Below are 10,400 nucleotides of genomic sequence, written 5' to 3'. Positions count from 1 at the left end.
CCGGCCCCGGGGCCGGTGAGCCAGAAGCGGGTGTAGTCGTCGAGGTAGCTCTGGTCGCGCAACCAGCGCCCCTCGCTGATCTGGTGGCCGGCGGCGGCGTTGACGGCCTGGTACGGGGCGGCGTAACCACAGCAGTCCAGGAACTCGGTGAGGATCCAGCCGTCGGTGGGGTTGGTGTAGCGCAGGTGCTCCTTCCAGACCCGCCACCGGTAGTAGTAGACGTCCTGGATGGTGCGGTCGGGGAGGTCGATGAACGGGATGTTCGCCTCGTACCACTGCGGGTCGTTGAAGCCTGCGAGGTAGGAGGCGTGGTCCAGCAGCCGGGTGCCGGGACCGACGGCCGGCTCCGCTCCGGCCGCCGGGCGGCTTGCGGCGGGCTCCGCGGCCGCGGCTCCGACGCCGGCCAGCCCGGCGGTACCGACGACGGTCAGGCTGGCGGCGGTGAGCAGCGCGGAGAGCCGGAGCCTCGCCCGGCCCGCGGCTGCGGGGCCGCTTCGTCTCTGTGGCATGGCTGGTGACGTCCTCTCGGGAGACGGGTCGGGTCAGGGCGAAGCGGGGCGGGGTGCCGGGTGCGCACACCTGTCACCCCGCCCCGGCGGGATCAGTCGCCGCTGTGCTGGTGCAGGGTGAGCAGGGCATACACGCCACCGACGACGGGGCGTGCCTGGAAGCCGTTCTGACGGTTGGTCACGGTGTCGTACCAGTCGGTGAACGCGGCCCGGGAGGGCGAGGTGTGGGCGAAGTCGTACAGCGCGTCCACGAGGTAGCGGCTGATGTCGTGGTCGCGCAGCCAGGCCGCGGTCCACATCTCCCAGTCGCCCTTGGTGTAGGAGTGCCGGATGTCCATCGGCACGCCGAACTGGTTCACCTGGGTGCCGTACCACCGCGCCTCCCGCGCGGTCACTGCGTCCGGGACGAGGCCGAGGCCGAGCAGGGCGTCGGGGTAGCCGTTGTACTTCAGGCTCCAGGTGCCCGGCTGGTCGTAGGCCAGCTTGAGGTGGTCCCCCGAGTCGTCCTGGGCCTTCTCGGCCCACTGGGCGATGTACTGCTCGGCGGTGGCCCGGTACTGCGCGGCGTCGCCCGGCTTGCCGGCCGCGGTAGCGAGGCGGCTCATCGCGCCGATCGCCAGGATGCCCTTGAGTGCCAGGTTGACGCTGTGGCCGATGAAGCCGGTGAAGTCGTCGGTCTGGTTCTGGTAGCCGGGGTCGAGGGTGTTGTCGACCAGGTAGTCGGCCCACTGTTTGAGGACGGCGTAGTGCCGGACGGCGAATGCCCGGGAGGTCTCAGCGGGCGTGCGCATCAGGTAGGCGGCCGACATGATGAGCATGTTGGCCGACTCCTCGATCGGCATGTCCTCCTCGTTGCCGTCGTTGTGGCCGGTGGCGTTGGGGTAGCTGGAGCCGAGGTCGTGCTCGGCGAAGCTCTTCGGCCAGCCGCCCTGCTCCGCGTAGTCCAGCACGGGGGCGAGCAGCAGGCCGAGGTAGGCCGGATCGGTGTAGAGGAAGACCGGCATGGCCGGGTAGGTCACATCGACGGTGGAGACGTTGCCGTCGCTGGAGATCTCCTTCAGGAACGCCCAGGGTTCGCCGTTCCGGCTGACCAGCTCGGTGCCGGCGTAGGCCTGCCGGAGGGAGAGGGCGCACAGCGCCGCGTACTTGGGGCCGCCCGCCGCGACGGCCTCCCGCCGCACTCTGCGGTCGAGTGCGGTGGTGCGTTCCGCGGCGGTCTCCGCATCGGCGTGGAAGAAGGCGACCATCTCCCGCCACGACGGCCAGTACGACCGCCACAGCGGCGGCAGCGGGCTGCCGAGGTAGCTGATGGCGGGCTCCCGGACATGGCCGACGGACAGGAGTGCCGACTCGGGGGAGTCGTGCACGCTGCCGAAGTCGAAGTGGAAGGCGAACACCGGCCAGTTGTCGCTGATCGCGCGCGGCTGGTTCGGGTCCGAGGTGTCGGCCAGCTTGCCGTCCTTCAGCGCCGTGGTCCGGACCGCCGTGTCGGAGCCGATCTGCCAGCTGAGACCGGCCCGCTCGGTGGCGCTCCAGACGATGTCGCCCCAGGCGGCCATGTCCCCGTCCTCGCCCAGGACGCGGGGGGCGTCGGGGGCGAAGGACAGCGAGGTGACCGACGTGCCCCCGGCGCCGGTGAGCCGGTCCCGGGACCAGTGGATCCGCGTCCCGGAGTTGGCGTGGGCCCACTCGCCGGAGATGTCGAAGTAGAGGGCGACGTCGTGGGCCGCGTCGTCGGTGCTGCGGACCTGTGCCCGGAGGTACGAGAGCGGCATCGACTGGCGGCGCAGGTCACCCGGCTCGACGGGGGAGAGGAAGGTGAGGTCCAGCTCCACGCCGCCGGCCTCGAACAGGTAGTGCGACCGGGTGGCGGTGATCTCGAGCGACCGCTGCACCATGCCGCGGAGCACATGGCCGGGCATGTTGGGCGCCCCGAGGAAGAGATAGGGGACGCCGTCGATCACGGCAAGGCCGGTCATGGCCGTGGTGCGGCCGGTCCAGAAGGTCGGCCAGGTGCCCGCGGAGTTGTCGGCCGGCAGCCAGGCGCTCAGGTAGGGCGAGCGCACCGCCAGCGGCACCGCAGGCGGCCGGATCGGGTCGAAGGCAGCGGGCACCGCCGACAGCCCGGCGGAGGACATGGACGCCTCCGGGGCCGCGGCGGCGGCGGCGGGCTGTACCACGCCGGGCAGCAGCGAGGCGCCGAGCGCCGTCATACCCGCCACGCCGGACCAGCGCATCAGGCTGCGGCGGGTGAGTCCGCCTTCCGGGGACATGGGCTCCTGTGGAGCTGAGACGGCGGCGTCACGCTGCTGGCGCATCGGTTCCTCCGAGGCTGAAGTAAGGAAGCGGCTCATGAGAAGGCGTCCGCGCGCCGGTCGCCAGGGGTGGGGTGGCGGGCCGTCAGAGCGCTGCGGACACAGGTTTATAACGTTGCACAGTCGAAGTCGACGAGAATGACAGCACGACTCGGCTGCCCTGTCCAGACCTCGGGCGACGGACCTTCGGCGCCGAATGTCGGGACGCAACCGGACCCACTCTGCAGCGATCGGCCCCGGCGGTTCGGAATCACCCCAGGTCGGAGCTGCGTTGGCGATCGAAAACCGGCCACCCGGGCCCGATGGCGCGGCCCGCGGCAGCGGTGCGGCGAGCGGCTATGGCCGGCCATTCCGGCGGCGACGCGGGGGGTGGACACGGTGGCCTGCTGCTGCTTTCATGCTCACTGCGACGATGTTTCCAACGTTATACAAGGAGGTTTCCGGCGCTCGCCGCGCTCTGCGCACGGGACGAGCAGCCGCCCCGCCCCTCCCCTCGCACTTCGTGTCCAGGAGTCGACGACACGCCTCACGGAAGGTGCAAGCATGAGCCGCTACCGACAGCTCTCCGGTGAACACCATCACCGTGGACCGCAACGCGGGCACCGCACCGGCCGTGAATGCCGGGCCGGCATCGGTCAACGCGCTCGCCGGCGATGCCACCTGGTCTGCCACTGACGCCTCCGCGTTCCACATGACCGTCTCGCGCACCGCATCCTCCCGCCGCCCGTCCAACGGGTCCGCACAGGAGGGACAGGTGGCGATCTTCGGTCCGCAGTGGACCGCAGGCACCACCGCGGAGATCTCCGACTCCGACTGGGCCTACGTGCGCGAGACCTCGGCGACCTCGGTGGCGCTGGTGGATGTGGACGGCAACCCGACCGGCTTCACCGCCACCAGCGGCGGAGGGTGGAAGCCGGAGCCAGGCTCGGACGACCTGACCCTGACCGGCTCGCTCACCGGGTCCTTCACCCTGAAGGACGCCGACGGCACCACCTTCACCAAGGTCGACCCGGCCACCACCATCTGGGAGGTGTCGGCGACCTACCTGCCGACCACCAACTTCACCACCACCGTGATCTCACAGAAGGTCACAGCGGGCAGCAGCACGCCGGCCCGGCCGCAGTACGTCATCCCACCGACCAGCGCGGCCACCGTCTCCACCTGCCAGACCACCCCGGCCACCGTCGGCTGCCGGATGCTGGAGTACGTCTACGCCAGCACCACGACCGCGACCAGCAGCGCCTCGGGCGACTACGTCGGGCAGGTCAAGCAGATCAAGCAGATCAAGCTGTGGGCGACCACCCCCGGCGACAGCGCCTCCACGGCCACCGTCATCGCGCAGTACGCCTACGACACCGCGGGCCAGCTGCGCGAGGAGTGGGCCCCAGGATCAGCCCCGCGCTGAAGACCACCTACGCCTACGACAGCACAGGCCGGGTGGCCACCGAGACCAACCCGGGCCAGCTGCCGTGGACCTTCACCTACGGCAAGATCGGCTCAAGCGTGATGGCCGATCCCATCCCGAATGGTCTCGGCGATCAGCGCCAGCTCGTCGAAGGCGTCGAGATCGGTGAAGTCCACCCGGCCGCCCCAGACGGCCCGCGCCTCGGCCTTGTCGGCTACCCGCTGCAGGTTCAGCGTGACGGCCAGCCCGTGGCCTAGTACTGCAACGGTCTTTGTTGTGACGGGTGGGCAGCTGGTCTGGTCGGCTCCGCCGTCGCAGGTGAAGGGCTGATGGACTTCGCGGTCGGGCGACAGAGGCAGAGCCTCTGTCGCCCGACCGCGAGCCTTCGTCAGTGACCCTTGGTCTCCAGGAAGACCGGGTTGGTCAGTGCGGCCATCGGGCCGAACAGCAGTGCGTCACCCATGGTGTTGCCCTGCCCCGGGGTGCCGTCCGCCATCGGGTGGCGGACCTCGGCACGCACGTACGCGGCGAGCGAGGCGGTCGTCCGCCAGGTCACGGTGCCGGTACCCGCAGCGCTCAGCGACTGCTGGTGCATCTGCCCCTCGTCGGTGATGAAGCGGACCGTGCCGTTCGGCACACCCTCAACATCCAGGCGGATGTCCACCGGCGCGTCGGCAGGCACGCTCAGCTTCTCGCCGATGCCGGCCTGCCGGCCGTTGCCGCTGGCGGTGAAGGTCAGCTTGACGGCGGCGGACTCGGCGATCCAGTTACGGCCCGCGCGGATGCCGTCCATGATCGAGTCGGTGGCCAGGTCGTCCGCGTAGACGACGTTGTGCGGCAGGCCGATGACCTGCGGCTCGCTGTGCGCGTCGCTGTTGCCCATGGCCGGGAGCCAGCGCTTGCCGGTACGGACGGCCTCGCCCAGCTTCTGGTCCCAGGTGCTGACCGCGTGCTCGTCGTCGTAGGTCCACGGGCCGGTCCACACCTCGGTGGCGTCGGCGTCCTCGAAGCCGAACTTCCACTGGCAGGCCACGTAGGCGCAGTACATGTGGGCCGGCACCACCAGGCCGCCGCTGCGACGCACCTGGCGCGAGAAGCGAGCGAACGCGTCGTCGCGGGAGCGGTAGCGCCAGTCGATCCACTCACCGGCAGGAACGCCGAGGGCCAGCCAGTGCCCGTTGCGGGTGGTGACCTCCTCGCCGGTGATGATCAGCAGGTCCGGTCCTGCGTACTGACCCCACACCGCGTGCGAGGCAGGGGTGTTGTGGTCGGTGGAGACCATGAAGTCCAGACCCGCAGCGCGGGCGCCGGTCGCGACCTCGACGGGCTGGCGCTTGCCGTCGGAGTGCACGGTGTGCAGGTGGCAGTCGCCGCGGTACCAGTCCCGGCCACGGCCCTTGGCCCGCTGCGGCGGGAAGTTCTTCACATAGTCGGGTCCCGGCTCACCGTAGGTGAGCGTCACCTGGACCTGGTAGTTCATGCCCTGCGGCGCCACCTGGTAGGGGCCGAGGACGATGTTCCACGTCCCGGGGTTGATCGGACCGGGCAGGTAGCCCGGGGTGGCCTCGCTGTTGCTGATCTCGAAAGAGGTACGGAATCCACCGGACCAGCCCCGGAAACCGCGACCGCCGAGGGCGATCCCCCGCTCGTCGAACACACCGATGTCGCACGAGTTGCCCGGGGTGCCCGAGGGGACGGCCGGCTTGTCATAGGAGTACGAGACGGCGATCTTCTGGACACCGCGGGGGATCTCCACAGGGACGTAGACGAAGTCTGCGACCCCGGTCTCCAGGTGCCCGGTGATGACGCGGGTCACGTCGCCGCTGCTCGGGGGGGCGGCGACGGACGACCCGTCGGCTGCCTGCGCGAAGGAGACCGGGGCGAGGGTGAGCGCGGCCGCGCCGGCCACCCCGGCGGTCAGCAGCCGACGGCGACCCAGTCCCGCACGTGAGTCATCGACACCCGCGTCATCGGATGGCAAGACGTCTGCATTGTGCTCGCAGTGTCCGTCCAGGCACATGGTCGTTCTCCGTAAAGTCGGCGATTGGTGCGTCACTGATGCACCGGAAGCCTCTAGACCTTCACTCCGCTCCACGAACAGCCGGTGATCCCCGGATGGCCTGTCCGCAAAGTGCGGAGGACCGATCCGGCCAACCCCCGGGGTGCGTTACCGATGGTTCAGGCCGAGTTCAGCCGTGATCCGCCTGGACATCGCCCGCTGCGGGGCCGTTCCCACGCCTGTACCCGCTGGACACGGCACGGCGACCGCCGCGCTCACGCGGCTGCGCCGAGCACCCAGACCGTCCAGCGGGCCTCCCTGATGCGCTGACACAGGCACCGCAACCCCCGTCGGCTGCGGTCCCGGCCGTTGGAAGGGCGGGAGCACCGCCGTGCCTGAGCAGAGACCGTCATGTTGACGGTTTCGCGGCCACCGGCATCAGCTCCGTCGGCAAGCCGGGCAATCGCGGCGCGCACGGCATGGAGAGCCGGTGACCCGCCAATCTCCGGCAGAAGCACCGCGACGATGCGTGAGTCTCCCCACCGCGGTCTCGGACAGCCGGAGTGACCCAGAAGGCTGCGTGGTGGAATCGATCGGATCCGCAGCGCAAAGCCCGCCCGCTGTGGGGCGGGGGTCGGGTCCTTCGGAGTGGACCTCGTGGTCGGTGGTCCACCGGGTGGTGCGGGTGTCGGGGTCGCCGTACAGGGGTGCCCCCGTTGCTGCAGCCATGCTTCGCGGGCCGCCACCCCGGCGGAGGCCGAGGGGGATCCGGGCGCCGTTCGGTGGGTCTCTCCGACCCGTCGGGCGGGTTTCGACTCACCGCGGCGGCGCCTACGATCAGTACCGCCGGGTCGCCCCGCAAGGCAGGGGTTCGATGCGAGGACGGCGGGGAGGGGGAGAGGTCGCGTGCTCCGTGTGGGGATCGTCGATGACCACCCTGTGGCCCGGCGGGGCATCGCCGCAGTGCTCGGCGACGACCCGGACTGCGAGGTCGTCGCGTCCGTGGCCCGCATCGCCGACCTGCCGGGCCCGGAGTCCCTGGACGTGGTGCTCTGCGACCTGTACCTGAGTGAGGGCCGCCCGGCCGTACCCGAGGTACGGGAACTGGCGGCCCGCACACGGGTGCTCGTGGTCTCAGCCGCGAGCCAGCCCGCCGATGTACTCGCCTGCGTGGCCGCAGGGGCGGCCGGCTACCTCACCAAGGACAGCGAGGACGACCTGTTCGCGGAGGCGGTGCGCACCGTCGCTGCCGACGGCTTCTACCTGTCCCCGCACCTGGCCGACGTGGTGCGCTCGGCAGCACAGGCCGCGGAGAACCGCGAGGGACCGCTGCTGACGGCACGTGAGGAGGAGGCTCTGGGCTGGATCGCCAAAGGCATGACGCATGCCCAGACGGCCCGCCGGATGGGGGTGGCGACGTCCACCGTGGACACCTATGTCAAGCGCATCCGGGCACGGCTGAGCCTGGGCAACAAGGCGGAACTGGTCTGGTTCGCCCGCAATCTGGCCGAGGGGGGCAGCGCTGACCCGCGCGGATGACAGCCGGAACGCCGGACCAGGGGGACCGGCGGGACACGGCAGCGCGGCCGAGGCAGTCGCCCGGGTCCGCCGGATGGAAGTCGTGGCCCTGGCCGCGACAAGGACCGCGGCGCTGCTGAACGTGGCCGTCGCGTTGACCACCGGCGCCCGGCAGTCACAGCTGTTCGGCCTCGCCGTACTGTTGGCGTCTGTGCTGCTCGCCGAGTCGGTGACCCTGGTGGCGCTGGCCGTGCGGGCGGGAGGAGTCTCCCCCGCCGCGGGTGCCGCGGATCTCTGCGTCGGCTGGGCCGCGCTGGTCTGCAACGCCTCCCTGGTCCCAGGCTCGGACGTCCACACCTGGGGGTTCTTCGCCTACCCTTACGGCCTGGTGGCCTCCTGCGCGACCGGCCTGGCATTTCGGCGGTTCGCCCCGGTGGCGGCCGCTTCGGCGGGCTACGCCCTGGTCTATGTGGTGTCCGATCACAGCGCGAGCGGGCAGCCCCTGTGGAACGCCGTACCCAACGCCGGGAGCTTCCTCGGCATCGCGCCAGTGGTGTGGTGGGTCGCCCGTCAACTGCGGCGCCTGGCCGCCGAACTCGATGCGGAGCGGGCCCGTGGCCTGGCGCTGGCCCGCCAGGAGGCCGCGCTGCACGAGCGGGCCCGGCATGCCCGGCTGCTGCACGACCGCGTGCTGCAGACCATGGAGACCCTGGCGCGGGGCAGCTGGATCCAGGACGCCTGGATGCGCAACCAGGTACGGGCGGAGGCCGGCTGGGTGCGGTGGCTGGTCGAGAACGGTCCGCAGGCCGAGCGGGTGGAGGATCTCGGCGGGGCACTGCGGGCACTGGCGCAAGAGCGCACCCGGCGCGGGCTGCGGGTCACGGTGCGCTTCCCGCCCCCGCCCGGCGGCGACTTCGGGTCGGTGCCCGGCGAGGTGGCGGACGCGCTGCTGGCGGCGGCGCACGAGGCGCTCACCAACGTGTCCAAGCATGCGGGCGTGGACCGCGCCTCGGTGCACGCCACCGTGGAAGAGGACGCTGTGGCGGTGACCGTGGTCGACCACGGGAACGGGTTCGACCAGGCCACCACGCCGGCTGGGATCGGGATCACCCAGTCCCTCCGCGCCCGGCTGGCCGAAGTCGGTGGCACGGTGCGGATCGAATCGCAGCCCGGTGGCGGCACCTGCGTGGAACTGCGCGCCCCGGTGCGGGCTGCGACGCCCGACACCGGACCCCCTGTCCCCTGAACTGGGGACCGCCCCCGCATTGAACGGCCGGGAGTGGGGCCGGTACAACTTGCAGCCGCGGGTGACCCTTCCCTCAGGGCACATCTCGCCCCCGCCCCGACCGGAGGTGCTCGATGTCCAGTGCTGCACTCGCCCGGGCGGTCATCGCCTGCCTCACCCACGGGGAGGGACCATGCTCCCTTCCCGACAGCGCCGCCCAGCGGCACACCACGCTTGTGGAGGCGTGGCAGTCCTGGCAGGAGCTGCCGCGCCGGCCCGAGCGCGTCTCCGCGCTGCGTACCGCCCTGGACGAGGCGCTCTCCCGTGACGGCGAACTGCGCGCCTGGGCATGCGCCGTCACCGCGCCCCTCACCGCTCCGGCCGAAGCAGCCCCGAGCGAGCCGGCTGCGCCCCCGGACGGGCCGCACGGGCGGGCCGATCCGGCAGATCCGGCGACCTGACGTGGTGCGGCAATCCGGCCGCGTGGCGCGTCCCTCGGCTGATGTCGCCTCGGCCCGTGGAGCCGCACGCTGGTGACCTGGCCCACGAGGGCGCATCCGCGACGCGACGCACCGGCGCAGCCTGACCGTCCTGGCCTGCCTGGGGCCTCGCACCGCCGCGTCTCTTCCCGTTCTTCCCGTCGGGCGGGAGCCAGTCCACGACCGTCGGTGGCCGCGGACGAAGTAGCGCGGTCGTGAGCGTGCCGCAGCGATTCGGTCTCGAAACTGACGGAATCACCGAGCCGTGCCACTGACGCTCAGCGAGCCTGCCGCCCGACGGTGTCCGCGGCGTGGGTGGAGCGGCGCCCGGCGCAGGATGCGGACGCGGGAGCCGGACCAACCGCAGGCCGCCCGCCTGAGCATCTCCTGGCTCGGCAGGCCGGCCCACTTCCGCGCGCCCTCTGGCAGACCGGAGGGGCAGTACGCCAGACCAGGCGACGGAGCCGTGCGACCACAAGCAGGCGAGGCGGTTCGACCGGCGCGTCGGCCACGGTCTGGTCGTGACAGCCGTGCGCGCGTGCCGTCAGTCCTGCGCAGCTGAGCGGTGTCCCTGATTTACAGGACAGACAGCTCGCACTCGGAGCTGGGACAGTCCTTGATACAGGCCATCTGCGGGATCCACCCGCCGAACACCTCCTGGGGGAGACGTGAGAACGCGATTTGCTGCTGCTGTGCTCGGCGCCACTCTTCTGTCAGGGCTCGCTCTCGCGCCGTCGGCGTCGGCGGCTTCGGTGCCGGGCGGAGGTGGCGGCATGATGGCCGCCGGTGACTTCGTGAGCTCCTGGGGATGCGAGCTCCACGGGATGACCGGGCTCGGCTTCGGCGAGTGGAGCGGCTACATCTGCGTCGCCGTGCAGGAGCCCGGTGACAACGAGCCCTGGTACCGCCTCTACGTCTGGTGACTCTCAGAAGTGCTACCGCTGCAGGAG

At 71.3% G+C, this 10,400-nt stretch carries 8 protein-coding genes and 1 pseudogene; 6 read left to right on the top strand and 3 right to left on the bottom strand.

What is annotated here, in order from left to right; genetic code table 11:
• Together AOK09_RS18530 and AOK09_RS18525 are read right to left on the bottom strand one after the other, a co-directional pair.
• Positions 1-509 (bottom strand): annotated as a pseudogene (locus AOK09_RS18530) (MGH1-like glycoside hydrolase domain-containing protein); the annotation flags it as partial.
• Positions 510-601: 92 nt separating this feature from the next.
• On the bottom strand, positions 602-2,782 hold the full coding sequence (locus AOK09_RS18525) for a glutaminase family protein (RefSeq protein WP_245687356.1): 2,181 nt from the start codon (positions 2,780-2,782) through the stop codon (positions 602-604).
• Positions 2,783-3,392: 610 nt separating this feature from the next.
• Here AOK09_RS18525 and AOK09_RS18520 point away from each other — a divergent pair.
• Entirely contained in the window at positions 3,393-4,229 is an 837-nt protein-coding gene (locus tag AOK09_RS18520) for a hypothetical protein (RefSeq protein ID WP_055588319.1), read from the top strand.
• A gap of 32 nt (positions 4,230-4,261) precedes the next feature.
• Positions 4,262-4,486 carry a hypothetical protein gene (locus tag AOK09_RS41125; RefSeq protein ID WP_175609316.1) on the top strand — a complete coding sequence of 75 codons (225 nt, stop codon included), beginning with the start codon at positions 4,262-4,264 and terminating at the stop codon, positions 4,484-4,486.
• A 131-nt stretch (positions 4,487-4,617) separates the two neighbouring features.
• On the opposite strand, the gene AOK09_RS18510 is transcribed toward AOK09_RS41125, so the two are convergent.
• Positions 4,618-6,249 carry a CehA/McbA family metallohydrolase gene (locus AOK09_RS18510; RefSeq protein WP_055588317.1) on the bottom strand — a complete coding sequence of 544 codons (1,632 nt, stop codon included), beginning with the start codon at positions 6,247-6,249 and terminating at the stop codon, positions 4,618-4,620.
• An 894-nt stretch (positions 6,250-7,143) separates the two neighbouring features.
• Here AOK09_RS18510 and AOK09_RS40810 point away from each other — a divergent pair.
• The 4 genes from AOK09_RS40810 to AOK09_RS40210 all read left to right on the top strand — a co-directional run bounded on the left by AOK09_RS40810 (position 7,144) and on the right by AOK09_RS40210 (position 10,373).
• Complete coding sequence (locus AOK09_RS40810; protein WP_169797044.1) at positions 7,144-7,767, top strand: response regulator; 624 nt, start codon at positions 7,144-7,146, stop codon at positions 7,765-7,767.
• 73 nt (positions 7,768-7,840) lie between these two features.
• Entirely contained in the window at positions 7,841-8,992 is a 1,152-nt protein-coding gene (locus tag AOK09_RS18500) for a sensor histidine kinase (protein ID WP_107101372.1), read from the top strand.
• A gap of 113 nt (positions 8,993-9,105) precedes the next feature.
• The gene (locus AOK09_RS18495) at positions 9,106-9,432 is read left to right on the top strand and encodes a hypothetical protein (protein WP_055588314.1); all 327 of its coding nucleotides are present in this window, start codon (positions 9,106-9,108) and stop codon (positions 9,430-9,432) included.
• Positions 9,433-10,223: 791 nt separating this feature from the next.
• Positions 10,224-10,373 (top strand): hypothetical protein, encoded by a 150-nt coding sequence (locus AOK09_RS40210; RefSeq protein ID WP_157875945.1) that lies wholly within the window; start codon positions 10,224-10,226, stop codon positions 10,371-10,373.
• Positions 10,374-10,400: the final 27 nt, after the last annotated feature.

Origin of the sequence: Peterkaempfera griseoplana (assembly GCF_001418575.1) — a bacterium.
Lineage (GTDB): Bacteria > Actinomycetota > Actinomycetes > Streptomycetales > Streptomycetaceae > Peterkaempfera > Peterkaempfera griseoplana.
Note: the sequence above shows the minus strand (reverse complement) of the source record. Positions and strands in the feature narration are given on the sequence as shown.